At 73.2% G+C, this 26,151-nt stretch carries 17 protein-coding genes; 6 read left to right on the plus strand and 11 right to left on the minus strand.

The window, feature by feature from the left end; genetic code table 11:
- Window positions 1-39: 39 nt before the first annotated feature.
- Window positions 40-1,149: a hypothetical protein gene (locus tag OOK41_RS20080; RefSeq protein ID WP_266266293.1), complete on the minus strand. Its 1,110-nt coding sequence runs from the start codon at window positions 1,147-1,149 to the stop codon at window positions 40-42.
- Between the two features lie 290 nt (window positions 1,150-1,439).
- On the opposite strand from OOK41_RS20080, the gene OOK41_RS20085 reads away from it, so the two are divergent.
- The 5 genes from OOK41_RS20085 (at window position 1,440) to OOK41_RS20105 (ending at window position 5,003) form a co-directional block, all read left to right on the plus strand.
- Window positions 1,440-1,991, plus strand: a complete 552-nt coding sequence (locus tag OOK41_RS20085; protein ID WP_266266294.1) for a hypothetical protein — start codon at window positions 1,440-1,442, stop codon at window positions 1,989-1,991.
- On the plus strand, window positions 1,975-2,937 hold the full coding sequence (locus OOK41_RS20090) for a hypothetical protein (protein WP_266266295.1): 963 nt from the start codon (window positions 1,975-1,977) through the stop codon (window positions 2,935-2,937). Before OOK41_RS20085 ends, OOK41_RS20090 begins: the two co-directional genes overlap by 17 nt.
- A gap of 204 nt (window positions 2,938-3,141) precedes the next feature.
- Window positions 3,142-3,918, plus strand: a complete 777-nt coding sequence (locus tag OOK41_RS20095; protein WP_266266296.1) for an NAD-dependent deacylase — start codon at window positions 3,142-3,144, stop codon at window positions 3,916-3,918.
- Between the two features lie 17 nt (window positions 3,919-3,935).
- Window positions 3,936-4,073, plus strand: coding sequence for a hypothetical protein (locus OOK41_RS20100; RefSeq protein ID WP_266266297.1), 138 nt, complete (start codon window positions 3,936-3,938; stop codon window positions 4,071-4,073).
- A 165-nt stretch (window positions 4,074-4,238) separates the two neighbouring features.
- Complete coding sequence (locus tag OOK41_RS20105) at window positions 4,239-5,003, plus strand: DUF427 domain-containing protein (protein WP_266266298.1); 765 nt, start codon at window positions 4,239-4,241, stop codon at window positions 5,001-5,003.
- 40 nt (window positions 5,004-5,043) lie between these two features.
- Here the strand turns inward: OOK41_RS20105 and OOK41_RS20110 are convergent, their stop codons facing one another.
- The 10 genes from OOK41_RS20110 to pruA form a co-directional block, all read right to left on the minus strand.
- Window positions 5,044-6,531: a hypothetical protein gene (locus OOK41_RS20110; RefSeq protein ID WP_266266299.1), complete on the minus strand. Its 1,488-nt coding sequence runs from the start codon at window positions 6,529-6,531 to the stop codon at window positions 5,044-5,046.
- Between the two features lie 3 nt (window positions 6,532-6,534).
- Window positions 6,535-6,975, minus strand: a complete 441-nt coding sequence (locus OOK41_RS20115; RefSeq protein ID WP_266266300.1) for a hypothetical protein — start codon at window positions 6,973-6,975, stop codon at window positions 6,535-6,537.
- 58 nt (window positions 6,976-7,033) lie between these two features.
- On the minus strand, window positions 7,034-16,762 hold the full coding sequence (locus tag OOK41_RS20120; protein ID WP_266266301.1) for an RHS repeat-associated core domain-containing protein: 9,729 nt from the start codon (window positions 16,760-16,762) through the stop codon (window positions 7,034-7,036).
- Between the two features lie 382 nt (window positions 16,763-17,144).
- Entirely contained in the window at window positions 17,145-17,930 is a 786-nt protein-coding gene (locus OOK41_RS20125) for an SDR family NAD(P)-dependent oxidoreductase (RefSeq protein WP_266266302.1), read from the minus strand.
- A gap of 43 nt (window positions 17,931-17,973) precedes the next feature.
- Window positions 17,974-18,663 (minus strand): GntR family transcriptional regulator, encoded by a 690-nt coding sequence (locus OOK41_RS20130; RefSeq protein WP_266266303.1) that lies wholly within the window; start codon window positions 18,661-18,663, stop codon window positions 17,974-17,976.
- A gap of 67 nt (window positions 18,664-18,730) precedes the next feature.
- Entirely contained in the window at window positions 18,731-19,510 is a 780-nt protein-coding gene (locus OOK41_RS20135; RefSeq protein WP_117667237.1) for an acetoacetate decarboxylase family protein, read from the minus strand.
- 40 nt (window positions 19,511-19,550) lie between these two features.
- The gene (locus OOK41_RS20140) at window positions 19,551-20,300 is read right to left on the minus strand and encodes an amino acid ABC transporter ATP-binding protein (RefSeq protein ID WP_117667239.1); all 750 of its coding nucleotides are present in this window, start codon (window positions 20,298-20,300) and stop codon (window positions 19,551-19,553) included.
- A 3-nt stretch (window positions 20,301-20,303) separates the two neighbouring features.
- Window positions 20,304-21,401 carry an amino acid ABC transporter permease gene (locus tag OOK41_RS20145; protein ID WP_117667241.1) on the minus strand — a complete coding sequence of 366 codons (1,098 nt, stop codon included), beginning with the start codon at window positions 21,399-21,401 and terminating at the stop codon, window positions 20,304-20,306.
- 2 nt (window positions 21,402-21,403) lie between these two features.
- A complete protein-coding gene (locus tag OOK41_RS20150) occupies window positions 21,404-22,273 on the minus strand; it encodes an ABC transporter substrate-binding protein (RefSeq protein ID WP_117667243.1) in 870 nt (289 codons plus the stop codon).
- A gap of 137 nt (window positions 22,274-22,410) precedes the next feature.
- Window positions 22,411-24,045, minus strand: coding sequence for an L-glutamate gamma-semialdehyde dehydrogenase (gene pruA / locus OOK41_RS20155; protein WP_117667245.1), 1,635 nt, complete (start codon window positions 24,043-24,045; stop codon window positions 22,411-22,413).
- 511 nt (window positions 24,046-24,556) lie between these two features.
- Between pruA and OOK41_RS20160 the strand changes: the two genes are divergently transcribed.
- On the plus strand, window positions 24,557-26,140 hold the full coding sequence (locus OOK41_RS20160) for a DHA2 family efflux MFS transporter permease subunit (RefSeq protein WP_266266304.1): 1,584 nt from the start codon (window positions 24,557-24,559) through the stop codon (window positions 26,138-26,140).
- Window positions 26,141-26,151 lie beyond the last annotated feature (11 nt).

The following is a 26,151-nucleotide window of genomic DNA, read 5'->3' on the forward strand; positions in this document are numbered from 1 at the left end:
AGCCAGGCCGACGCCCGGTGCGCCCGCGCCGTCGGCGACCTACCGGCCCGCGCGACCCGCGCCCCTCGCCATGATCATCCCCAGCACGAGCAGGGCCAGCGCCGCGACCGCCGCCCCCACGGCCGGGGACGTGGCACCGCCACGGTCGCCGCGGGCGGGGGCACCGGCACCCCGGGAGGCGGTCGGGGCCGGATCGCCCCGGGACCCGGTGGGAGGCGGCGCCGAGGTCAGCGCGTAGCGCAGGATCGTGGGCCGCGTGCCGGGCGGCTGGCCCGCGGTCTCGGAGACGGTGAGCAGGAACCGGCCGTCACGGCTGTAGGTGACCGACTCCCCCTGCGGCTCGTCCGGCAGCGGGACGACCCGCGGCGCGCCGGTGGTCAGGGCGGCGACCACGTCGCCGCCGGTCACGTCGAACTCGAACGCGTCGGCGTAGGTGCGCAGGACCACCCGACGCCCGTCCGGCGCGGTCGCGCCGCCGGTGACCACCGCCCGACCGACGAAGGAGAACGGGTTGCGGGTCCTGGTGGACGGCAGCCGCACCTGACCCACCCGGACCAGCGGCACCGTCGCGCCCGGCCGCAGCGCCGCGGCCGGGCGGTACAGGCCGGCGCCGCCGCCCTGTTTGGTCACGATCACCGGGCGTCCGTCACCGGCGACCAGGAGGGCCTCCGCGTCGTGCGGGCCGTCCGGGTACGCCAGGCGGTACAGCACCGGGCGGTCCTTGCCGGGCCGCAGCCGCCACAGGGCGACCGTCCGGCGGGAGCGGTCGTTGTCGCCGACGTCGGCCACCCAGACCGTGCCGTCCGCGCCGACGCCCAGGTCCTCGGTGTCCCGGGGACGCGACGGGTAGCGCACCGTCCGCGCCACCGCGCAGTCGGCGTCGAGGAAGAAGATCCGACGCCGGGCCTCCTCGTCGGCGCCGTCGTTGACCACCACGAACCCGCCGCCGATGGCGGCCATCCCGGAGATCTCGTTGAGCCGGCCGTCGCGGATCTGACACACCGGCGTGCCCGCGGCCGGGGACAGCACGGTGGACGAGTTCGCCGCCGCCACCGGCGGCATGCCGACGGTGCTCACTGCGGCCAGCGCGGCCCCCGCCGCCCACCACCACCGCCGCCGGAGCGACCCGCGCAGCCGAATGTCCGTCAACCGTCCGCCCGTGTGTCCGTCGTCGTCCAGGGGGCAACCGCGCCGCAGGTCCCGGGACGACCCGCCAGCCCCGCCCGGATGCCCGGTTCCGCAGCGACTCTAGTCGATTCCCCGGGCGGGCCGTCCGGCCCGGCTGTCGACCCGGCGACTGAGGACCGCGCGGGGTTTTCGTCGACGGCCGGTCCCGACGACGACCGCCGCGACTGTCCGGTTGCCGACCGCCACCCGCCGCCGTCCCCCGTACGGTGACGGCGAGGACCCACGGGTGACCCGCCGGAGGCAGGAGCACGATGGCCCGGACCACGTCGACGCACCCCTGCCCGGCCGGGATCGAGGACGAACTGGTCCGGCTGGCCGTCCGGGCCGTGGCCCCCGCCGAGGAGCCGCTGCTGCCGTTCCTCACACCCGCCTACCGGCGCCGCCCCGGCCGCTGGCGCCGTGACCCGGCCCGGCTGGTGCGGGTGGGCGGCGGCGAGGCCGGCGGCGGCGGCTTCGAGGCGGCCGTCGAGCCGCTCCTGCCGTACCTGCTGGTGCTGACCGGCATCGGGCTGGAGGCGCTGCGCGACGGGGTGCGGGAGCACGCCACGGAGGCGGTCCGGGGCGGCCTGCGTGGCCTCGGCCGGCGGTGGCGGGACCGCCCGTCCCCGGCCGGGCTTCCGCCGGCCGCCACGGTGCGCCTGGGGCCCGGCCAGCTGCTGCGCATCGAGGAGGCGGTCACCGCCGCCGCCCGGGACCCGCGCTGGGAGCTGACCGAGGACCAGGTCGCGGTGCTGCGGGACGCGGTGCGGGACGCGTTCGCCCAACGGTTCGGCGTCGCCGGCCCGGATGTCGACGGCGGCTGAGGTCGGCGACCCACCCGCCGGCGGGGGGTCGCCCCCGCTGCCCTCCACCACCCTCGGCCGGTTCGTCGCCGCGGTGACCGCGGTCGTGGGCACCAGCATGTTCGGCTGGCAGACCGTCCTCGTCGACGGCGACGCCACCCGCGCCCGGGCGGAGTGCCTCAGCGGGCTGCGCGGGGCCGCACCGCCGATCGACGTGCGCGCCGGGACGGTGGACGAGGACTCCCTGGCGGCGGTGCAGCGCTGCCTGGGCACCCTGCACGGGGACCTGCTCCGGCAGATGGTCATCGGGCTGGCCGTGCTCGCGGCGGTGGCCGCCGTCGTCTACCTCGCCGCGCCCTGGTGCGAGTGCCGGCTGCGCGGCCTGCGCCGCCTCGACCGGACCCCCGGCACCGAGGCGCTGCGGTCCGACCTGGCCGGGCTGGTCCGGGAGGCGGGGCTGCGCCGCCCACCGACGTTCGTGGTGTCCCGGTCGGCGCGGATCAGCGGCAACACCTTCGGCGCGGGGCCCGTCCGGTACGTCCGGCTGGACCTGGGGCTGGTGCACGCCCACCGCACGGCGCCGCACCTGTTCCGGGCCGTCGTCCTGGACGAGTTGGCCCACGTTCGCAACGCCGACGTCCACCTCACCCGGCTGACCATCGCCCAGGCATGGGCGTTCCCGCTCGCCGTGCTCGTCCCGGTCGCGGTCAACTACGTCGGATCGGTTCCCGCCCGGCACCTGTTCGACGACGCCTGGCGGCTGGCAGCGTTCGCGCTGATCGTGCAGGTGTCGGCCTGGTCGGTGCTGCGCGCCCGGGAGTTCGCCGCCGACGCCCGGCTCACCGGCGACGACATCGGGGCCGTCCGGGCGCTGCTCGCCGCCGACCGCAGGCAAGCCGGCCGGTGGGCCCGGGTGGGAGCGGTCTTCCGGTTCCACCCGCTGGCCCGGGCCCGCGCGGACTCGTGATCCGCGAGGACAACGACGACGGGTCGTGGGGCGAGGAGAGCTTCGTCCGCAGCCCGACCTGACGGCCGCGCCGGCCCGGGCGATCGCGGCGGCGGGTGGGTGCGCCGGCGGGTGCGCCGCAGGCGGGTCCCGTGCGACCCGGGCTCGGGGCGGCTGTGAGACTCGTCCCCGCGCGGTCCGCCCGCGCACGGAGGGAGGCACGACATGGAGCAGGACGTACGGCAGGCCGCGGCGCTGCTGGGCCGGGCGCGCCGGGTGGTGGTGTTCACCGGCGCGGGCATCTCGGCCGAGAGCGGTGTGCCGACCTTCCGCGACGCTCTCACCGGGCTGTGGGAACGGTTCGACGCGCGGACGCTGGCCACGGCGAAGGCGTTTCGCGACGACCCCGCGCTGGTGTGGGGCTGGTACGAGTGGCGACGGGGCGCCGTCCGGGCGGCCCGGCCGAACGCGGGACATCGGGCGGTGGCCGCGATCGAGGGACGCGTCCCGGACAGCGTCCTGATCACTCAGAACGTCGACGACCTGCACGAGCGCGCGGGGTCGGCCGCGCCGTTGCACCTGCACGGCAGCCTGTTCGCGCCGCGCTGTTCGGCCTGCTCCCGGCCGGTGTCGCCGTCGGACGCGCCGTCGGACGAGCCGGCGCACGGCCGCCGGGTGCCACCGCCCGGGTGCCCGCGCTGCGGGGCGCCGGTCCGGCCGGGCGTGGTGTGGTTCGGCGAGGCGTTGCCGGAGGCGGCGTTGGCGACCGCGGTCGAGGCCGCGTCCTCCTGTGATCTGCTGGTGACGGTGGGCACCTCCGGCCTGGTCCATCCCGCCGCCGAGATCCCCCAGGTCGCGGCCCGCCGGGGCGCTCCGGTGATCCAGGTCAACCCGCACCAGACGCCGCTGGATCCGGTCTGTGCCGTGAACCTGCGCGGACCGGCCGCCCGGGTCCTCCCCGCCCTCGTCGAGGCGGCGTGGGGCGACCCGGGGCAGGGGTGAGGGCCACCGGCGGCGATGTGCGAGCCCGGCCGGCGACGGTCCTCGACGCCGACGGGGTGATCCGCCGGCCGGAGCACGACTCGGCGACCAGCACCGTGCTCGCGCCCAGCTTCCACGCCCTGCTCGACCGGTACGTCGACGACTGGGCGGGGTGAGCGCCCGCCCGGGACGGCAGAGCCGGGCCGCATGGCGCTCACCACCACAGGGCACCCGGCTCGTTTGAGCAGACAGGGCCGGCGACGGCTCCGCCGGACGGCCAGCGCGGGCGGGTCGACCCGGTCGTCGCAGCCCGCACGCGCGCACCCGAACCGGAGGACCACGTGCAGAGCTACCCGAAGGCGATCGTTCCCGTCGGCCACGTCGAGCCGGTGCCACGCCGGATCCGGGCGTACGTCGGCGGCGTCCCGCTGCTGGACACGACCGGGGCCCGGTACGTGTGGGAGATGCCGCCCTACCCGCAGTACTACGTGCCCCTCGCCGACGTCGACCGGAGGCTGCTGGTCGACGAGGGGCGCGTCGAGCGCACACCGCGCGGGACGGCCCGGGTGCACGGGATCCGGGCGGGCGACACGGTACGGCCGTCGGCCGCACGGGTGCTCGGCGACGACGGGCCGGCGGCGCTGTCGGGCACGGTGCGGTTCGAGTGGACCGCGCTGGACGCGTGGTTCGAGGAGGACGAGGAGGTGTTCGTCCACCCCCGCAGCCCCTACAGCCGGGTGGACGCGCTGCGGTCCACCCGGCGGGTGCGGGTCGAGCTGGACGGGGTGCCGCTGGCCGAGTCAGCCGCCCCGGTGCTGGTCTTCGAGACCGGCCTGCCGACCCGCTACTACCTCGACCGCACCGACGTGGACCTCACCCGCCTGGTCCCGTCGGACACCCGGACCGCCTGCCCGTACAAGGGGCGCACCACCGACTACTGGTCGGTGCGGACCGACACCGCCGTGCACCCGGACCTGGCCTGGTCCTACGGGTTCCCGACCGGCGCGCTGGGTCCCGTCGCCGGGCTGATCGCCTTCTACAACGAGCACGTCGACCTCGTCGTGGACGGGCGGCGGCTGGACCGGCCGAGGACGGCGTTCTCCTGAGGCCACCGCCCGGCCGGGGCGACACCGGTGGCCCCCGGGCTCAGCCGGCCAGCTCGGCGAGCGGGAACGCCCGGTGCCGGCGGGGCGGGACCAGGAAGTTCTGCCGGCGGGTACAGGTCAGGAAGCGCTCCAGGCCGTTGTCCTGCTCGGTCACCCGGTGCTTGCGCGCCAGGTCCACCGACGCCTGGCTGCGCCGCATCCGGGCGAAGAAGTCGGCGGTCGGCACGAACACGCTGAAGTGCAGCTTCGGCTGACTGCTGCCGTCGGGCACGTCCAGGGAGTCGAAGCCGGGGCCGTCGACCCGCAGGTGCATCGGGGTGCCGTCGGGCGCCCGGGAGCTGCGCTGGAGGGTGGACAGGTGCCCCATCCGGCGCTCGCCCCGGGGCAGGCCGACGCCCCGGGCGGTGCGCTCGGCGTAGTCGGGGCCACGATTGTCGGCGGGCAGGAACGACGGCCCGCCGCCGTCGGTGAGCTGGTCGGTGTTGCCGGGGTGCACCGGCGGGGCGTGGAACATGTACTGCACCCGCTTCGTGAAGTTGCCGTTGTCGCTGGGCGGGGTGTCCGGCGAGGCCATGTCGTAGAACTGGAGCATGTCGAGGATGATGTGCGACAGGTGCTGCACGCCGCCGTTGTCCAGGTAGTCGCCGGGGCGGGCGGTGGTCAGCCGCGCCGAGGGGTGGCCGGCGAAGGTGCAGATCGCCGGCGGGCCGGAGGCGTTGGACTGCTGGTCGGAGAAGCCCATCCACATCGGCGAGTCGGGCTGGATGAACCGGGCGTACGGCAGCCGGTTCTGCTCGGCCACCGAGCGGGGCAGGCCGGTCTGGGTGAACATGTGCCGGCTGGAGGTGACGGTGAGCAGCCCGGCGAAGGCCGGCGGGGGCGTCGGCTGGCCGGCCAGCGTGCCGCTGCCATCGAACCAGGCCAGCACGTCCTGGACGACGGTGGCCCGGTCGCTGCGGAAGGTGAACAGCAGGTCGTTCTGCTCGATGCGGACGGGCACGGTGAATCGCCGCTTGGTGACCCCCGGGTTGTCCGGGTGGACGTCGGTGGGCCCCGGCTCCGCCTCCTCCAGCACCGACCGGGACGGGTCGGCCAGCAGCCGGGGCAGGTGCGCGCCGACCAGGCCGCCGGCCAGGCCGCCCGGCAGCCGCCGGAAGTACGGCAGGCCGTAGGAGACGAACGTCATCAGGCCGGCCGCGCCGAACGGGTACCGGGATTCCAGGGCGGCGAGCACCCGGGCCAGTTCCCGCTGGTCGTCGCGGCCGGGACTGCGGGACAGCGCGGCGGTCAGGTAGACGGTGTGCACCGGCGGCATGACGAACGGCCCGCCGGTGGGCGAGGTCTGCTCGGGCGCGCTGTACCGGGCGACGTCGAACTGGATGTCGGGCAGCCCCTGCCCCGGGTCGGGCGCGGCCGGGCGGTCCGGGGTACGGGCGCCGGCCGAGCAGGCCGCCAACGCGGACGCGGCCATGGCCAGGGCGCCACCGGCCAGCACCGTCCGGCGGGGCAGCCGGGGTTGGTCGCCCATGCCTCAGCTCGACCGGTCGAGCGCGGCGCGCAGCGCCCCGCCGAGTTCCTCGTCGCCCGGCGCGGCCAGCCGCACCGCCTGCCCGGTCAGCCCGACGAAGCCCTCCCGGGCGCCGCCGTTGCGGGTCGGGCTCACCAGCACCGTCGCGCCGTCCTGCTCGACGTCGACGTGCCGGGCGCCTTTGGCGTACGTGGCCCAGGTGCGCAGGCCGAGCGCGTCGAGGACCGGCGCGAACGGCGAGGGCCCGCCCCGCAGGTCGGGGGCGGGCACGCCGGTACGCGAGGCGTCGAGCATCCGTCGTACCGCCGCGCCCAGCGGGGCGTCGGCCGGCTCGTCGAGGAGTTCGAAGGCGCCGTTGGCGATCCACATGCCGTCGCCGGTCAGCGAGGAGGAGTGCGCGACGTACCGACCTCTGCGCAGGTCGAGTGCGGCGAGTCTGGTCATCGGGGTCCTCGGTGGGGAGGGGGACGCCCCAGGGTACCCGTGGGGCGTCCCCGATGGTCTATCTCATCGGGATGATCCGAACGGTCACCCCCTTCTGGGCGCCGTACTGGACTATCTGGTTGAGGGCGTTCTGCTGGGCGCTGGTGGCCGCGCCGCGTTGGACGGCGATCTCCAGTTCCCGGACGGCGACCTGGCCCGGCTTGATGGTGACGCCGTCCCAGGTGACCGGGTTGCTCTTGGCGAAGCCGGCCGCCTTGTCCACGTAGCCCTGCAACCGGCTGGTGAGCTGGCCGGCGCTCTGGTAGCTCTTCGCGGTCAGGTCCACGCTCTTGATGCTGGTGGCGGTGCCGTTGGCGAACCGGTCGATGGTCGGGAAACTGCGCGGCAGGTTGCCGCCGAGCTTCGCCTCGATGGCCAGCCCGCGCTCGAACTGGTTGAGCTTCCACACCGAGCTGCCGGCCTTCAGGTACGCGCCGAGGCCGCCGCTGACCGCGCCCAGCGCGCCGCCGATGGCGAAGTCCTTCAGGGCGTCGCCCATGCTGTACTTGCGCCCGGTCAGCGCCGCGAGGCCCGCCCCGATGCCGACCGAGGTGCCGCCACCGATCAGCGCCCCGATCAGGATCGGCACGCAGATCGGGCAGTCGCCGTTGGGGTCGGAGAGGTTGACCGGGTCGTTGAGGGCGTACGTGTACAGGTTGGCGCTGCCGCCGCCGAAGCCGGCGGGGTCCTGGCTGAGGAACCGGCCCGTCTCCGGGCTGTACCAGCGGGCCCGGTGGTAGGTCAGCCCGGTGGCGGCGTCGCGCTCCCGGCCGGTGAACTGCTGCGTGTTGCCGCTGGCTGCGCCGCTGGCGGTGACCGCCCCGAACGGATCGTAGGCGTACTGGGTGCTCAGGGTGCCGGCGGAGTCGGCCAGACCCAGCACGCTGCCGAGCGCGTCGGTGATCGGCACCCGGGGGCCGGCGGCGTCGGTGCGGACCAGCGTCTGGTCGAGCCCGGCGGTGAGCCGGTCGGCGGCCGTCGCGCCGGTCCGCTCGCGGACCAGGTTCGGGCCGTCGTAGAGGAAGCCGGTGGTGGCCCCGCCGGCCGCGCGGCTGGCGAGCCGCCCCGCGGCGTCGTAGCCGTACGCGGTGGTCAGGCCCGGCCCGGTGACCCCGGTCAGTTCGCCCCGGGCGTTCCAGGTGTAGCCGAGCACGCCGTCGCCGGTCAGGTTGCCCTCGTCGTCGTAGCTGAACGTGCGGTCGCCTCGGCTGGTCAGCCGGTTGGCGGCGTCGTAGCTGGCCGGCGGGCCGGTGCTCGGGATGGTGACGTGGGCGAGGCTGCCGGTCAGGTCCCGCACCCGCCCGGCGGCGTCGTAGGAGTAGCCGAGGTGGCCGATCGGCACCCCGCCGGTGCTCTCGTAGAACATCCCGGTGAGCTGGGAGGCCGCGTCGTAGGTGTACCGGGTCTCGACGCCGGCCTGCTCGACCCGGTCGGTGCGGCCGGCGGCGTCCCGGTGCCAGGTGGCGGTGGTGGCGCCCTGGGTGATCTGCTCGATCAGGCCGGTCTGGTCGTAGCGGTAAGCGATGGCCGGCTGGCCGGGCACGGTCATCCCCGACCGCCGGCCGGCGGCGTCGTAGGAGTAGCCGACGGTGCCGGCCGGATCGGTGACGGCGACGACCTGGTCGAGGTCGTTCCAGCCGAGGGTGAGCAGCCCGCCGGCCGAGTCGTTGATGGTGGTGAGCCGGTCCAGCGCGTCGTAGCCGAACCGCTTGGTGCTCTCGTAGCTCGGTCCGGCGGTCGCGCCGTACCCGATGAAGGTGGTGCGGCCGAGCACGTCGTACTCGGTGACGGTGGTCCTGCCGCGCCGGTCGGTGGCGGAGACGACCCGGCCGAGCACGTCGTACGCCTGCCGGGCCTGCTTGCCGAGCGGGTCGGTGACGGTGACCGGGCGGTCGGAGCTGTCGTAGGCGACGGTGGTGCTGTTGCCCCGGGCGTCGGTGACCTTCGTCAGGTTGCCGTTGCCGTCGTACTCGAAGGCGGTGACCCGGCCGAGGCCGTCGGTGCTGGTGAGGACCTGGTTGTCCGGGTCGTAGCGGACGTGTTCCAGCACGCCGGCCGGGTCGGTGACCGCCACGGGGCGGCCGACGGCGTCGACGAAGCTGCGGGTGGTCCGGCCCAGCGGGTCGGTGACCGCGACGAGGTCGCCCTGCTCGTAGGTGTAGCGGGTGGTGTTGCCGAGCGGGTCGGTGAACGAGGTGACCTGGCCGGCCGGGTTGTAGGTGTAGCGGCGGGTGCGGCCGGCGGCGTCGGTCGCCGCCGTGAGGTTGCCGGTGTCGTCGTACCCCATCCGGGTGGTCCGGCCCTGGTCGTCGGTGACCGAGGTGAGCTGCCGGTACGGCCCGCCGGAGGTGACCGTGGCGGACTGGGCGGCGGCGGTGCCGGCGAGCGCGGTGAGCGAGGTGAGCTGCCCGGTCGCGCCGTATCCCAGGGTGGTCCGGCGGCCGTACGGGTCGACCAGCGCGGTCGGCAGGTGGGTCACCGGGTCCCGGGCGGTGGTGGCGGTGCGTGCCTGGGCGGTGCCGGCTGCCGTGGTCTCGGCGGCCACCCGGTGCTCGGCGTCGAAGCTGGTCTCCCGGACGCTGCCGTCGGGCTCGGTGACCGCCGTCTTCACGACGTTGCCGCCGGCGTCGGTGGTGTACGCGAAGCCGTAGGTGACCCCGCCGGGCATGGTCTGGGCGGCCACCCGCCCGGCCGCGTCGTAGCTGTTGGTCAGGTAGGTGACGCCCCGGGGGTCGGTGACCGTGGTCATCCGGTGCGCGGTGTCGTAGGTGTACGTGGTGGTCCGGCCGCCCGGCGAGGTGACCGTGGTCAGCCGGCCGGAGGCGTCGTAGCCGTACTGCACGGCCCGGCCCGCGTTGTCCTGCGCCCGGACGACCCGGCCACCGCTGTAGCTGAGCTTGATCCAGCGGCCGTTGGGCGAGGTGACCTGGGTGATGTCGCCGGACTGGCCGCCGGTGGACCGGGTCAGGGTGATCTGGTTGCCGTGCCGGTCCCGGATGGACTGCAACGGCGCGTTCTCGCCGAAGACGTAGACCATCCCGTCGGTGCGGACCAGGTCCCAACCGTCGCCGTTCCAGGTCATCACGGCGTCCCGGAACGGGCCGGTGGTGTCGACGGCCTTGAACACCGCGTCGGTCCAGCCGGTCCCGGGGCTGGTCCGCACCATGTGCACCTTGCCGCTGTCCGGGAAGATCAGGTCGGCCTCGGTGTACTCCTGTTTGGAGAAGACGAAGATGCCGTAGGTGAAGTTCGCCCCGATGCCGAACTCCCGGTTCTGGGTGTCGTTCTGCCGGTAGGTGCGGGTGATCGAGATCGGCAGCACGTCGTTCACGGCCAGGTCGGTGTGCTCGTCGACGAAGAGGCCGCTGGCCAGGTCGACGGGGTCGCCGCCGGAGTCGCCGTCCTCACCGGGGCCGGTGCCGGCGGGGCGTTTGCCGCTGCCGTTGAACATGGCCCCGGTGAACTCCCAGACCCGCACGTCCGGGTCGGGCACGATCTGCCGGCCGTCCGGGGTGACGGTGCCGTGGCCGTAGATGTACCAGCCGGCCTCCGCGCCGGTCACCGCGCAGACGGCGGGGGTCTTCGCCGCCTTCACGGGCTTCTTCGGGTACGACTTCACCGGCGCCCTGGTGCACGGCGCCCGCTCCGGGTCGTAGTCCCAGAAGTCCAGCCGGCTGCCCGGCGCCAGGCCCTGGGTGTTCGGGTAGATGATCTGCGCGCCCTTCGGCAGGATCACCGACCCGCCGGGCTGCACGGTGAAGTAGACCGGGGTGCGCACCCCGGCGGGGAGCGGGAACGGCGGCTGGTCCACCGGCAGTGCGGTGATGGACAGCTCGGTGACCCGCTTGCCGGCCCGGTCGCGGATCACCGAGCCCTTGGGCAGCCGCACCTCGAAGCCGGGGATCGCCGGGGTGGTGATGACCGTCTGCTTCGTGGTGGGCGACGGGAACCGGACGCTGTGCGCGGTGTCGAGCCGGGTCATCCAGATCGGGTACGACAGCTCGACGGTCTCCCCCGCCCGCAGGTCCACCCCGGTCTCGAAGCGGCCGAAGGCGCGGCCGGGGCTGCCCGCCGTCGCGCCGTCGATGACCAGGACGTGGTGGCCGGCGGTGAGCCCGGTGAGCAGGAACCGGCCGGTGGCGTCGGTGCGGGTGCTGCGCCGGCCCACCGCGAGGGTGACGTCGGCGAGCGGGTGGCCGTTGAGCAGCAGGGCCTGCCCGGCCAGCGCGGTCGCCCCCCGCTCGGCGCGCAGCGCCGGCTGGAGGTTGCCGTACGCGCCGGTGCGGTGGCTCTGCCAGTCCTCGCCGGCCAGGTTGAACCGGTCCGGCGTCCAGGTCTCGGTCACGTCGCCGGCCGGCCGGGCCGGGATCTTCGTCGGCGCCTTCCTGGCGGCGGCGACTGCCGCGGGTAGCCGCACCTCGCCGGTCAGGCCGCCGACGGTGCTGGACGCCGGGTCGACGAACAGGGTGTAGGTGCCGGCCACCGGCAGGGTGATCGAGGTGAAGGTGCAGGTGTCGCCGCAGTACACGCTGCTGCCGAGGTTCGTCCCGTCCGGCTTGCGGACGACCGCCGTGGCGTTGTAGCGGCCGTAGGTGCCGGCGGTGATCGCCACGGTGACCACCTGCCCGGCGGTGCCGGGGAAGGTGAGCGTGGCGTTCTGGCCGGGAACGGTGGTGGTCAGGGTGTCCCCCGGGCCGCCGGGGGTGGTGGCCGCGGTCGCGTCGGCCGGGACGTCGTGCACCTGGAGGGCGACCGAGCCGGTGTACATGCCGTCGGGGTTCAGCAGGATGCTGTACGTGCCGGCCACCGGCAGCGTCGTGACGTCGAAGAAGCACGTCGCCCCGCAGTACGCGCTGCTGCCGAGGTTCGTCCCGTCCGGCTTGCGGATGATCGCCGTCGCGTTGTAGGTGCCGTAGGTGCCGGCGCTGCCCTGCACCGAGATGCGCTGCCCGGCGGTGCCGGGGAACGACAGCACCGCGTTCTGCCCGGGGCCGGTGGTGGTCAGGGTGACCGCGCTGCCGCCCGGCGTCGTGCCGGCGGTCGCGTCGGCCGGGACGTCGTACACCCGCAGCGAGACCGAGCCGGTGTACATGCCGTCGGGGTTCAGCAGGATCGTGTACGTGCCGGCCACCGGCAGCGTCGTGATGTCGAAGAAGCACGTCGCCCCGCAGTACGCGCTGCTGGTCAGATTCGACCCGTCCGGCTTACGCACGATCGCCGTCGCGTTGTACGTCCCGTACGTGCCGCCGGTGCCCTGCACCACGATCCGCTGACCCGCCGCGCCCACGAACGACAGCACCGCGTTCTGCCCCGGTGCGGTGGTGGTCACCGGCACGGCCGGACCGCCGACCGTGGCGCTGACCGCCGCGTTGTCCGGCACGTCGTACACCCGCAGGGTCACCGCGCCCGTGTAGGCCGCGTCGGGGTTTAGCAGGATGGTGTACGTGCCGGCCACCGGCAGCGTCGTGACGTCGAAGAAGCACGTCGCCCCGCAGTACGCGCTGCTGGTCAGGTTCGACCCGTCCGGCTTGCGCACGATCGCCGTCGCGTTGTACGTCCCGTACGTGCCGCCGGTCCCCTGCACCACGATCCGCTGACCCGCCGTCCCGGTGAACGACAGCACCGCGTTCTGCCCGGGGACCGTGGTGGTGAGGGTGGCGGCGGTCCCGTCCGGGGTGGTGCTGGCGGTGGCGTCGGCCGGCACGTCGTACACCCGGACGGTGAGCGCGCCGGTGTAGGTGGACGCCGGGTCGAGCAGGAGGCTGTACGTGCCGGCGACCGGCAGCACCATCGTGTCGAACAGGCAGGACGCCCCGCAGTACGCGCTGCTGGTCAGATTCGACCCGTCCGGCTTACGCACGATCGCCGTCGCGTTGTACGTCCCGTACGTGCCGCCGGTGCCCTGGACCAGGATCCGCTGCCCGGCCGTGCCGGGGAACGTCACCACGCCGTTCTGCCCGGGGACGCTGGTGGTGACGGTGACCGGGTCGCCGCCCGGGGTGGTGCCGACGGTGGCGTCGACCGGCACGTCGAACACCTGCGCGGTCAGGCTGCCGACGGCCGTCCCGACCGGGTCGACCAGCACGGTGTAGGTGCCGGCCGTGGCCAGCGACACCGAGCTGAACGAGCAGCTCGTCGCGCAGGACGAGGAGCTGGTGACCGCGCTGCCGTTGGGCGCGCGCAGCGTCACGGTCGCGTTGCCGCCGCCGAACGCGCCGGCGGAGAGGCTGACGGTGACGACCTGCCCGGCGGTGCCGGGGAAGGACACCACCGCGTTCTGCCCGGGCACCGTGCTGGTCACCGACACCGCCGCGCCACCCGGGGTGGTGGCCGCCGTGGCGTCGGCGGGCACGTCGTACGCGCGGGCGGTGAGCGCGCCGATCGCGGTGGTCCTCGGGTCGACCAGCAGGGTGTACGTGCCGTCCGCCGGCAGGACCGTGCTGTCCAGGAAGCACGAGGTCCCGCAGGCGGTGTTCGACGTGACCGTGGTGCCGTCGGGGCGGCGCAGCGTCACCGTCGCCTCGGCGGCGCCGAACGTGCCGCTGCTGAGCTGCACCGACACCCGCTGCCCGGTGGTGCCCGGGAACGACACCACCGCGTTCTGCCCGGGCACCGTGCTGGTCACCGACACCGCCGCGCCGCCCGGGGTGGTGCCCGCCGTGGCGTCGGCGGGCACGTCGTGCACCTTCGCGGTGATGCTGCCGACGACCGTGCCCTTCGGGTCGACGAGGACGGTGTAGGTGCCGGCCACGGTCAGCGCCTGGGTGTCGAGGAAGCAGGAGGTGCCGCAGGTCGTGTTGGACACGATCGCGGTGCCGTCGGGGCGGCGCAGCGTCACCACCGCCTCGGCGGCGCCGAACGTGCCGCCGCTGAGCTGCACCGCGACCCGCTGCCCGGCCGTGGCGGGGAAGGAGACCACCGCGTTCTGCCCGGGCACGGTGCTGGTCACCGTCACCGTCGCGCCACCCGGGGTGGTGTTGGCGACCGCGTCGTTGGGCAGGTCGTAGACCCGCGCGGTGACGGCGCCGAGGGTGGTCCCGGTCGGGTTGACGAACACCGTGTACGTGCCGGTGGCCGGGAGGGTGACCGCGTTGAACGAGCAGCTCGTGCCGCAGTAGCTCTCGCTGACGACGGTGGAGCCGTCCGGGGCGCGCACCGTCACGGACGCGTTGTAGGTGCCGAAGGTGCCGCCTGCCAGGGTGACCGAGACGACCTGCCCGGCGGTGCCGGGGAAGGAGACGACGGCGTTCTGCCCCGGCACGGTGGTGGTCACGGTGACCGCGGCCCCACCGGGCGTGGTGCTCGCCGAGGCGTCCGCCGGCACGGCGTGCACCTGGGCGGTGACCTGGCCGACGTAGGTGCTGTCGGGGTTGAGCAGCAGGGTGTACGTGCCGTCGACCGGCAACACGACCGTGTCGAAGAAGCACGACGCCCCGCAGTACGCGCTGCCCGTCAGGCTCGACCCGTCCGGCTTACGGATCACCCCCGAGGCGTTGTACGTCCCGTACGTGCCGCCGGTGAGCTGCACCGACACCCGCTGCCCGGCCGTACCGGCGAACGACACCACCGCGTTCTGCCCCGGCGTCGTGGTGGTCACGGTGACCGCCGCCCCACCCGGGCTCGCGGTCGCCGTGGCGTCCGTCGGCACCAGGTGGACCTGCGCCGCGACCTGGCCGACGTAGGCGCCGTCCGGGTTGAGCAGCAGGGTGTACGTGCCGTCGACCGGCAACACGACCGTGTCGAAGAAGCACGACGCCCCGCAGTACGCGCTGCCCGTCAGATTCGACCCGTCCGGCTTACGGATCACCCCCGAGGCGTTGTACGTCCCGTACGTACCGCCGGTGAGCTGCACCGACACCCGCTGCCCGGCCGTGCCGGCGAACGACACCACCGCGTTCTGCCCGACGACCGTGGCCACGGTGACCGGGGCGGAGCCGGGGGCGGTGCTCGCCGTCGCGTCCGCCGGCACGGCGTGGACCTGCGCGGTGACCGCGCCGACGTAGCTGGTGTCGGGGTTGACCAGGATGGTGTACGTCCCGTCGACCGGCAGGACCGTGGTGTCGAACAGGCACGAGCTGCCGCAGTACGCGCTGCCCGTCAGATTCGACCCGTCCGGCTTGCGCACCACCGCCGAGGCGTTGTACGTCCCGTACGTGCCGCCGGTGAGGTGGACCAGGACCCGCTGGCCCGCCGTGCCGGGGAACGAGACGACGCTGTTCTGGCCGGGCACCGTCGTGGTTGCGGTGACCTGACCGCCGCCGGGAGTGGTGGCCACGGCGGCGTCGGCCGGCACGTCGTACACCTGGACGGTGATCGCCCCGGTGGTGGTGGACTGCGGGTCCACCGCGAGGGTGTACGTGCCGTCGGTGGGCAGCACGGTGGTGTCGAGGAAGCAGGCGGTGCCACAGGACCCGTTGGACGTGACGGTGCCGCCGCCCGGCTTGCGCAGCGTGACGGCGGCGTTGTAGGTGCCGTACGTGCCGTCGCTGAGCTTGACCGAGACGCGCTGGCCGGTGCTGCCGGGGAAGGTGACGGCGGCGTTCTGGCCGGGCACGGTGGTGGTGACGGTGACCGGGCTCCCGCCCGGCGTGGTGGCCGCCGTAGCGTCGGCGGGCACCTCCCGCACGGTCGCGGAGACCGAGCCGGTGGCCGCGCTCGACGCGGCCAGCAGCAGCGTGTACGTGCCCGCCGTGCGGGCCGTCACCGTGTCGAGGAAGCCGGTGGCGCCCACACAGCCGGACGACGCCGCAGTGCGCCCGAACGGGTCGAGCACCTTCGCGGTGGAGATGCCGCAGGAGCCGAGGGTGCCGTCGGCGAGCTGCACGCTCGCCCGCTGCCCCTCGGTCAGGTCGAACACGACCAGCGCGATGTCGCCCGCGCTCGGGATCGACACGGACCCGGTGCCGCCGAGCGCGACCCGGGAGGTGTGCACCACGTCGGCGACGGTGTAGGGGGCGGGGGCGACGAAGACGTCGGCGGCGCCGTCGCCGCTGCCGTGGCGGGTGCGTACCCCGATCCGGCCGGAGCCGGCGCCGGTGGGCACGTCGACGGTCAGGCTGCCGGCGGCGACCGCCGAGGGAAAGGCCCGGGTGCGGTTCAGGGTGACGGCGTTGTCGGCCGCCTCGGCGGCGAAGCCGGTGCCGCTGACGGTGACCGTCGCGCCGGGGGCGACGACGGTCGGAGAGACGCCGGTGATGGTCGGCGCGGACTCGTCCGGCCCGACGACCACGAAGGACTGCGGGCTGCTCGCGGTGGCCCCGCCGACGGAGACGGTGACCAGGCCGGTGGTCGCGCCGGCGGGGACCCGGGCGACCAGCCGCCGGCCGGCGGCCGCGGTGACCGTGGCCGGTACGCCGTTGAACGCGACAGCGTTCTCGGCCGGCACGGTGGAGAAGCAGCCGCCCTCCAGGGTGACCTCGGCGCCGACGGCTGCCCGCGCCGGCACCACCGACAGCAGGGCGAGGGCGGGGCTGCCCTCGCCGGCGACGGAGGTGATGTTGCCCGCCGGGTCGTACCGGTACCGGGCGGTCCGACCGGCCTGGTCCTGCACGCCGGCCAACTGCCCGGCGGCGTCGTACGCGTAGCCGACCGAGTCGCAGGAGACCGAGGCCGGGACGACGTCCGGCAGGTCCGCCCGGACGGCGAGCGCCGGCAGCAGGACGAGTGCGGCGAGAGCCGCGCCGAACCGGAGTCGGGCGCCGGCCCAGACCCTCGATCGGATGGTGCGGGGGCCGAGCGGTCCCGACATGCTGCCTCCCAGGACGGAACGTCTGGGTGGCAACGTAGGCGGTTTCCATCAACGGGCATAGATCGCCAGGTGAACGGGGTGGCAGCCCACCCCGATCACCCACGGTGACGGTGCCGTCTACCGGCCGAAACGGCCGACGCGGGCGCGGCGATGTCGACTATCGGACAGTTGATTGTGTTGCCTGATCCCGGGGCAAAAGCGGGCAGGTCAGCGGGCAGCTCCGAAACTGCCGCGCACCATGGCAACCCACCCGTCGGGTGCGCGGCAGGGCGAGCCTACGAGCTACGCCGCGCCGGGGAACTCCTCGCCCGGCTGCGTGGTGCCTGAGGCCGCGCGGTCGGCGGATCGGTAGGTGGTGCCGCTCCAGGTTCCGGTGCCGCGGCTACAGGGAGACGACCCAGCCGCCGTCGACGGTGAGCGTGTGCCCGGTGACGTACGCGGACGCCGCCGAGGCGAGGAACACCACGGCGCCGGCGAGGTCCCCCGGCTCGCCGACCCGGCCCAGGGGGATGTGCCGGGCCACCAGTTCGTCCTCGGCGTCCCTGGTGGGCATGAGGTCCGCGGTCATCTCCGTGCGCATGTAGCCCGGGGCGATGGCGTTCACCCGGATGCCGTCGCCGCCCCACTCGTAGGCGAGGTTCTTCGTCAGTTGCACGACGGCGGCCTTCGACGCGTCGTACACCGAGGACCGCTCGCCGTCGACGACCAGGCCGCCGATGGACGCGAGGTTGATGATCCGGCCGCCGCCGCGCGGGCGCATCGCCCGCGCGGCGCGCTGGGCCACGAAGTACGTCCCGCGCAGGTTGACCCCCAGGGTCAGGTCGAACTCGGCCGCGGTGGCGTCGAACGCGGCGTTGCGCAGCGACACACCGGCGTTGTTCACCACCACGTCGGGCACGTGGCCCCGCCGTTCGAGGTCGTCGAACGCGGCCTCGATGCTGTCGACGGAGGTGACGTCCAGCGCCAGCGGCAGCGCGCGGACGCCCTGCCGGCGCAGGTGGGCGCAGGCCTGCTCGGCGCGTTCGGTGGTCAGGTCGGTGGCGACGATCTCGGCGCCGGCCTGGCCGAGGGCGAGGGCCTGGGCGCGGCCGAGGCCGCCGTGCGCCCCGGTGACCAGGGCGCGTGTTCCGTCGAGGGTGAACAGGGACGTCAGTGCGGCCGATGGCACGGCGGGTCCTTTCCGGCGGCCCGGACGCGCCCCTCGGGGCGGGCTACAGGCCGTAGTTGGTGAGGATCTCGAAGACCTTCTGGGAGTCGTGGCGGACGTGCTCGCGCATCTGCTCGGCGGCGGCGGCCTCGTCGGCGGCGGCGACCGCCACCGCCAGGGGCCGGTGGTCCACCGCGGTCCAGTCCGGGGTGGTGACCACCTTGGAGCAGAAGTACCACTGCCGCAGGGCCAGGTTGAAGTAGATCCGGGCGGTGGCGTTGAGGTACTCGTTGCGGCTCATCAGGTAGACGCACTGGTGGAAGGCGGCGTCCAGGTCGATGCACCGTTGCAGGTCGGTGGTCCGGGCCTGCTCCTCGGCGAGCGCGACGAGTTGTTCCTTCTCCGCCTTCGAGCCGCGCCCGCAGGCCAGCGTCGTGGCCAGGGACTCCAGTTCCAGTCGCAACTCCATGACCGAGCGGGAGTCCTTGAGCGCGATCTCGGTGGCGTAGGTGCCGCTGCGCGGGTAGATGACGACCAGCTTCTCGAACTCCAGCCGCCTGATGGCCTCGCGCACCGGGGACAGGCCCACGCCGAGGTCGGCCCGCAGGTCGTTCTCGACGAGCCGGTCCCCGGGCATGATCTCGGCGCGGACGAGCCGGGAGCACAGGCTGGCGTAGGCCGACTCGCTGAGCAGGGCATTGCCCGCCTGTTCGGTGCCGACGAGCGCGCCCTTCCCGACGTACTCCGACAACATCTGTTCCTCCCCACGTCGTGCACCGCTTCTGCGCAGCGGCCCCGCACTCTGGCAAGCTACCGGACGATTACGGCCGCTCCGCCGCTCCGCCGCGGGACGGGTTGCCGAGAAGATCGTCGATGACCGTCGAGACGCCGTTCTGCACGGTGCAGGCGTAGTCCCCGACGGAGTACTCGCCGCCCAGCACCTCGACCACCTTCAGTTCGACGCCGTTGACCGACAGCGCGTCGGTGAGCTCGACGGTTGCCGGTCCGAAGCTGCGGTGCTTGAGGACGAAGTCCTTCGAGGTGTCCCGGGAGATGATCTCGAAGACCCGGAACCCCGGCCCGTCGGCCTCGGGCAGGGCGTGCACCTGAAGGTGCGGGTACAGGGACAGGTCGGCCCAGGCGGCGTTGTCGTGTCCCTCCCCCGGCGTCATGGAGATGCCGAACACCGGCTTGCCGGAGCGGTGCACGGTGCCGGAGACCGCCTCGGGAGTGTCGGTCAGCGCGATGTCGGCGTACTGCTTGGGGTAGCCCCAGACCTCCCGGCCGAAGGCGACGCTCCAGGGCTGGTCCTCGTACTCGAAGAAATAGTTGACCCCCCGGTGGTCGCCGTAGCGGACGGGAATGACGACCCCGGAGTCGTAGAAGGCGCCGGGGGTGGCGTTGCCGAAGTCCGCGATCTGCACGACGAACCGGTCGTCGGCAAGCTCGAACGGGGTGGGCGCGAGCAGCGCCTCCAGGTTCGCCCGGTCGCCGCGACAGTAGACGGACAGGCTGCGCAGGTCCCTGCACCAGTAGGGCTGGTCGCCGCTCGGGTACCCGAGGTAGGTGAAGAAGTCCCTGGTGTCGTACGGCTTGCTCATCGGTTGGTGTCCCTGACCTTGTCTCGTGGAGGGGGTGGGGCTAGTCCCGGCCGGCTTCGTGGATCTTGCGGAGGAACGACCGGAGCTCGGGCGAGGTGGGTGCTTCGAAGATCTGCTCGGGCGGGCCCTGTTCGAGGATCGTGCCGCGGTGCAGGAAGCAGACCTTCGAGGAGATCTCCCGGGCGAAGGGCATCTCGTGGGTCGTCATCATCATGGTGATGCCGTCGGAGGCGAGTTCCCGGACCAAGTTCAGCACCTCGATCACCAGTTCGGGATCGAGGGCCGAGGTGATCTCGTCCAGCAGCAGAGCCTGCGGACGCATGAGCATCGCCCGGGCGATGGCGACGCGCTGCTGCTGGCCGCCGGACAGTTGCGCGGGGTAGGAGTCGGCCTTGTCCCGCAGGCCGACGCGGTCGAGCATCGCCCGCGCGTTGGCCTCGGCCTCGGGCCTGCTCGCCACACCGGCGCGCACCGGGGTGAGGGTGCAGTTACGCAGCACCGTCATGTGCGGGAACAGGTTGAAGCTCTGGAAGACGATCCCGACCCGGCGGCGCAGTCCGACCAGGTCGACGCCCTCGCCGGAGACGACGTCACCGTCGAGCAGGATCCGCCCGCCCTGGACGTCCTCCAGCCCGTTGACGCAGCGCAGCAGCGTCGACTTGCCGGAGCCGGAGGCGCCGATCAGGGTGACCACCTCGTGCCGGTCGACGGTCAGGTCGACCTTGTCCAGCACGGTGAGGTCGCCGTACCGCTTGGTCACCTGGTCGAACTCGATGAACGGTCGCGACATGGCTCACGCCCCTGTCTTCCTGGCCCCGGTGCGGGCGAGCAGGTAGTCGACGAACCGGGTCTGCGGGATGGTGATGAGGACGAACACGAGGCACACGGCGGTCACCGCGGAGAGGTTGAAGTCGTTCGCCGAGTAAATCTTGGCCTGGCTGAAGGCGTCGATGATGCCGACGACGATGACCAGCGCGGTGTCCTTCTGCAGGCCGATGAACGTGCTCAGCATGGGAGCGGCGATGTTGCGGGCCATCTGCGGCATGATGACGAACCTGAGCACGTCGGTCTGGGTCAGGCCCATGGACAGGGCGGCCGAGCTCTGGCCGGGGTTGATCGACTCGATCCCGGCGCGGTACAGCTCCGCGTTGTAGGCGCTGTACGTCATGGCCAGCGCCACGATGGCGTAGACGACCAGCGACCCGCCGCTGAGCAACGGCACCTCGGTCAGCGGCAGCCCGTAGCAGACGAGGTAGATCAGGACGACCGACGGGATGCCGCGGAACACGTCGATGTAGGCGATGGACAGCGCCCGGACCGGGCGGAAGCCCCGGCCGGGAAGCTGCCGGCCGATGGCGAGCACGAGGCCGAAGACCATGGCGAGGATCTGGGCGCCGAGCGCGATCTGGATGTTGATCCACAGCGCGCGGACGATGTCCAGGAAGCTGCGCGACATGTACTCGCCGTTGAAGAAGGTCTTCTGCACCGCCCCGTCGTTGGTGAAGACCATCAGGGCGAGCAGGGCCACGATGGCCAGGCACCCGCTGAGTCCCAGGGACGAGATCGCGGCGTCCCGGGAGCCGGCCGCCGCCCGGCGGGCCTCGACGTACCGGCCGGCCGCCCAGTCCCGTCGGGACCGGTGGCTGCGCCGGTAGGCCGACCAGAGGGGCCAGCCGAGCGCGGCGAGCGGCAGCACGGCGCCGAGCAGGAGCCGCGCGGCCGGCCCGTCGACCAGCATGGTGGCGAGCTGGTGGCACAGGGTCGTGGCCAGGACGGTGAGCAGGGCCGCGGCGGTGAGGTAGGCCGTCGTCGCCAGCGGCCTGGTCGGGGTGGAGCCGGCGCCGGGCGGTGTCGCCCGGGCCTCAGGTGTCTCGGGTGCCTGCACCGTCATGGTCAGGCACTCCAGTCGGCCAGTTTGTCAGGGTCTCCGCCGAGGATCGGGTTCAGCCACTTGGCCATGATGGCGGCGAGGGTGCCGTCCTTCTTCATGTCGGCGAGGATCTGGTCGACCACGGTGACGTTGGGCGAACCCTTGGGGAACAGCGCCGCCACGTCGCCACCGACCGGGTACTGCCCGATCACCTCGAGCTTGCCGCCGGAGCTGGCCGCCCGGGGCATGACGGTGGCGGTGTCGTTGAGCGCGGCGTCGATCTGCCCGGCCAGGACGGCGTTGAACAGGTCGTCGTTGGAGGCGAAGACCCGCACCTGCTTGGGCTTGAGCGTCTCGTTGACGTAGCTGAGCTGGACGGATCCGGCGAGCACACCGACGGTGGCGGTCCTGATGCTGTCCTTGGTCAGGTCGGACCCGGTCTTGACGAGGACGCCGGTGCGGTAGGTGTTGTAGGGCGTGGAGAAGTCGACGGCCCTGCGCCGTTCGGGGGTGTCGTAGATGTCCCAGACCGCGAAGTCGAAGTTCGAGGCCTTGGCGGTGACGAGGGCCTCGAACGAGGCGTTCACCAGCTTGATCCGGTCCAGTCCGGCGCGGTTGGCGATCTCGGCGTCGAGGCAGTACATGTAGCCGCCGTCGACCGATTCGAGGGTGTTGCCCCGGTAGCCGGCGGGGTAGGGCAGCGAGGCGGCGACGGTGAGGGTGCCCTCGGTCTTGGTCTGCAACTTGTGCACCGTGGGGTTCTCCGTCACCGCACAGTCGCCGAAGTCGGCTGCCCCGGATCCGGCGGACGAGGTGTCCGTGCCGCACCCGGCCAGGGCGATCAGCCCGCTGATGGCCGTGGCGACGCCGAGGGAGCGTAGGGACCTCTTCATCTGACACCTCCGTGTCGATGGTCGTGAAGCATGGGGGTGAATAGGAATTTCAGTGAAATTTTAGTGAAGTGTGGACGACGCTAGCACCTGCTCGGCGAGTCGGTCCAGAGGCAGTTCTGCCTGGTGAACGCCGTGCTTCAGCGGGCACCCTGGTGGGGGTAGCGGTGGTCGCGGGGCGGATCGAAGGTCTCCTTGATCGACCGCGGCGAGAGCCAGCGGGTCAGGTTCGACGCCGCGCCCGCCTTGTCGTTGGTGCCCGAGGCGCGGGAGCCGCCGAACGGCTGCTGCCCGACGACCGCCCCGGTCGGCTTGTCGTTGACGTAGAAGTTCCCGGCGGCGAACCGCAGCCGCCGGCTGGCCCGGGCGATCGCCTCGCGGTCGCGGGCGACGACCGCGCCGGTCAGGGCGTACGACGAGACGGAGTCGAGCTGGTCGACCACGCCGTCGTAGGCGTCGTCGTCGAAGACGTGCACGGCCAGGATCGGCCCGAAGTACTCGGTGCGGAACATCTCGTCGGTGGGGTCGGTGCCCTGCACGACGGTCGGCCGGACGAACCAGCCGACCGAGTCGTCGACCGCGCCGCCGGCGAGCACCGTCAGGGAGTCCCGCCCGTGGGCCCGCTCGATCGCGGCCCGGTGCCGGCCGAACGCCCGGGCGTCGATCACCGCCCCCATGAAGTGCGCCAGATCGGTGACGTCGCCCATGGTGAGCGCCTCCACCTCGGCGAGCAGCGGGTCGCGCACCCGGTCCCACACCGACCGGGCCACGTACGCCCGGGAGGCGGCCGAGCACTTCTGCCCCTGGTACTCGAAGGCGCCGCGCAGCAGCGCCACCCGCAGCACGTCCGGGTCGGCGGAGCCGTGCGCGAGCACGAAGCCCTTGCCGCCGGTCTCGCCGACGACCCGCGGGTACGACCGGTAGCCCCCGAGGTTCGCCCCCACCGTCGACCACAGGTGCTGGAACGTCGCGGTGGAGCCGGTGAAGTGGATGCCGGCCAGGTCGCGGTGGGTCAGCGCCACCGCCGAGACGTCGAGGCCGTCACCGGGCAGCATGTTGATCACGCCGGGCGGCAGGCCCGCCTCCTCCAGCAGCTCCATGATCAGACTCGCGGCGAGCTGCTGGGTCGGCGCGGGCTTCCACAGCACCGTGTTGCCCAGCAGTGCCGGCGCGGTCGGCAGGTTTCCCGCGATCGCGGTGAAGTTGAACGGGGTGACCGCGTAGACGAAGCCCTCCAGGGGGCGGTGGTCGGTGCGGTTCCACACCCCCCGGGAGTTGGCCACCGGCTGCTCGCCCACGATCTGCCGGGCGTAGTGGACGTTGAACCGCCAGAAGTCGGCCAGCTCGCACGCGGAGTCGATCTCGGCCTGGACGGCGGTCTTCGACTGGCCCAGCATGGTGGCGGCGTTGAGCCGCTGGCGCCACGGGCCGGCCAGCAGGTCGGCGGCCTTGAGCAGGATCGCGGCCCGGTCGTCGAGGGACAGCTCGCGCCAGCCCGGCGCCGCCTGTCCCGCCGCCGCGACGGCGTCCTCGGCGTCGGCGCGGGTGCAGTTGCGCAGCACCCCGAGCACGTGGCGGTGGTCGTGCGGCTGCACGACCGGAATCTCCGTCCCCCCGCCCATCCGGCGGCGACCGCCGATGGTGGCGGTCAGCTCCACCTGCTGGCTCTCCTGCCGCGCCAGTTCCCGCTCCAGCTCCGCCCGCTCGGGACTGCCGGGGGCGTAGCTCAGGGTCGGCTCGTTGACCGGGGACGGCGGGCTCGTCACGGCATCCACTCTGGTCCTCCTCGCATCGACGGGAATCACGGTTCGGCGGGGCCCGGGCCGGCGGGCTCGCTCGGCGGGCGACGCGCGCCGGGGCGCGCCCGGATCGGGTCGGCACCCCGGCCGGCCGCTGACATTACACTAAAATTTCAGATGCGCCACCCCTCGCCCGGCGGCCCGGCGGCCCCCTCTGCCGCCGGACGTCCCCCGCCACCCGCACGGCGCCGGTGAGCCCCCGGGCCGGCCCCCGACGCGGCGCCGGACGGCGGCGCCCGGAGCAGTGATCGTGACCACAGCCGGATGACCCGATAAAGGGCGGTGAGGTGGGCGTCGGCCTTGTTACCGTCGCGGCGTGCGTCCGCGGGGGATCAGGCGCGCGAGGGGGGAGACAGCGTGCGGGCCCGCGGACACGGGCGGTCGTCTGCGACCTCCCCGCCTGACCTCTGACTCAGACGTGCGGCCACGCGCGGTGTGGCGCGTGGCCGATCGGCGTCATTCGCAAAGTTTCACCAGGAGATTCGCTGTGAGCAGTCAATCCGCGGCGCCGGCCAAGCTCGACGGCGCCGTATTGAAGATCGCCGGGGTCGTGGTCCTCGGTGCGATCATGTCGATCCTCGACGTGACGGTGGTCAGCGTCGCGCTGCCCACGTTCCAGACCGAATTCGACGCGTCGTACGCCCGGGTCGCCTGGACGATGACGGGCTACACGCTGGCCCTGGCCACGGTCATCCCGTTGACCGGCTGGGCCGCCGACCGGTTCGGCACGAAGCGGCTCTACATGGCGGCGCTCGTGCTGTTCACGCTCGGCTCCGCCCTCTGCGCCACCGCCGACTCGATCGGCGAGCTCATCGGCTACCGGGTGCTTCAGGGCCTCGGCGGCGGCATGCTGATGCCGCTCGGCATGACGATCATGACGCGGGCGGCCGGCCCGGAGCGGATCGGCCGGCTGATGGCCGTACTGGGCATCCCGATGCTGCTCGGCCCGATCGGCGGGCCGATCCTGGGTGGCTGGCTGATCGACGTGGCCAGCTGGCACTGGATCTTCCTGATCAACCTGCCGATCGGCGCGGTCGCCCTGGCCTACGCGCAGTGGGCGCTGCCGAAGGACAACCCCGAGCCGTCCGAGTCGTTCGACTTCGTCGGTATGCTGATGCTCTCGCCGGGCCTGGCCCTCTTCCTGTACGGGGTGTCGTCGCTGCCCGAGACCGGCACGTTCGCCGACAACAAGGTGTGGCTGCCGATGCTGGTCGGCGGGCTGCTGGTCATCAGCTTCGTCCTCTACTCGTTCAAGCCGAAGCACCCGCTGCTCGACCTGCGGCTGCTGCGCGACCGCAACCTCACGGTCGCATCCGTGACGCTGGCCGTGTTCACCATCGCGTTCATGGGCGCCGGTCTGCTGTTCCCGAGCTACTTCCTGCAGGTGCGCGGCGAGTCGACGCTCGACGCCGGCCTGCTGATGGCGCCGCAGGGCATCGGGGCGATGGTCACCATGCCGATCGCCGGCATGCTGGCCGACAAGATCCCGGTCGGCCGGACGGTGCCGTTCGCACTGGTGCTGATCGCGGCCGGTTTCTTCACGTTCACCCAGGTCGACACCGACACCTCGTACTGGCTGCTGTGCGGTTCGCTCTTCGTCATGGGCCTGGGCATGGGCGGCACGATGATGCCCATCATGACGTCCGCGCTGAAGACGCTGACGAACCACGAGGTGGCCCGTGGCTCCACGCTGCTGAACATCCTCCAGCAGATCGCCGGCTCGGTCGGATCGGCGATGATGTCGGTGATCCTGACCAAGGAGCTGAACAACTCGCCGGTCATCCCGGGGGCGGTCGACCCGAACACCGGCGCACCGGTCACCGAGGCCGGCCTCGCGATCGCCGTCAAGCAGAACCCGGACCTGACCCAACAGTTCCCGGTCGACCCGGGAATCCTCCAGCGGGGCCTGGAGTTCGTGGCCGACTCGTTCGGCACCACGTTCTGGGTCGGCTTCGCGCTGATGCTGGTGACGTTCGTCCCGGCCTACTTCCTGCCGCGCAGGCGGCAGCAGTCGCACCTGCTCGACGACGAGCAGGGCGGCGACCGCACCGCCCCGGTGTTGATCCACTGATCCGTGACCGG

The sequence above is a fragment of the Micromonospora sp. NBC_01655 genome (assembly GCF_026339755.1).
Classification (GTDB): Bacteria; Actinomycetota; Actinomycetes; order Mycobacteriales; family Micromonosporaceae; genus Micromonospora.

Coding starts and splice junctions, on each gene's coding strand:
- OOK41_RS20085 (WP_266266294.1), top strand. CDS start 1,440: ATGGCCCGGACCACGTCGACGCACCCCTGCCCGGCCGGGATCGAGGAC.
- OOK41_RS20090 (WP_266266295.1), top strand. CDS start 1,975: ATGTCGACGGCGGCTGAGGTCGGCGACCCACCCGCCGGCGGGGGGTCG.
- OOK41_RS20095 (WP_266266296.1), top strand. CDS start 3,142: ATGGAGCAGGACGTACGGCAGGCCGCGGCGCTGCTGGGCCGGGCGCGC.
- OOK41_RS20110 (WP_266266299.1), bottom strand. CDS start 6,531: ATGGGCGACCAACCCCGGCTGCCCCGCCGGACGGTGCTGGCCGGTGGC.
- OOK41_RS20115 (WP_266266300.1), bottom strand. CDS start 6,975: ATGACCAGACTCGCCGCACTCGACCTGCGCAGAGGTCGGTACGTCGCG.
- OOK41_RS20120 (WP_266266301.1), bottom strand. CDS start 16,762: ATGTCGGGACCGCTCGGCCCCCGCACCATCCGATCGAGGGTCTGGGCC.
- OOK41_RS20130 (WP_266266303.1), bottom strand. CDS start 18,663: ATGTTGTCGGAGTACGTCGGGAAGGGCGCGCTCGTCGGCACCGAACAG.
- OOK41_RS20135 (WP_117667237.1), bottom strand. CDS start 19,510: ATGAGCAAGCCGTACGACACCAGGGACTTCTTCACCTACCTCGGGTAC.
- OOK41_RS20140 (WP_117667239.1), bottom strand. CDS start 20,300: ATGTCGCGACCGTTCATCGAGTTCGACCAGGTGACCAAGCGGTACGGC.
- OOK41_RS20145 (WP_117667241.1), bottom strand. CDS start 21,401: ATGACGGTGCAGGCACCCGAGACACCTGAGGCCCGGGCGACACCGCCC.
- OOK41_RS20150 (WP_117667243.1), bottom strand. CDS start 22,273: ATGAAGAGGTCCCTACGCTCCCTCGGCGTCGCCACGGCCATCAGCGGG.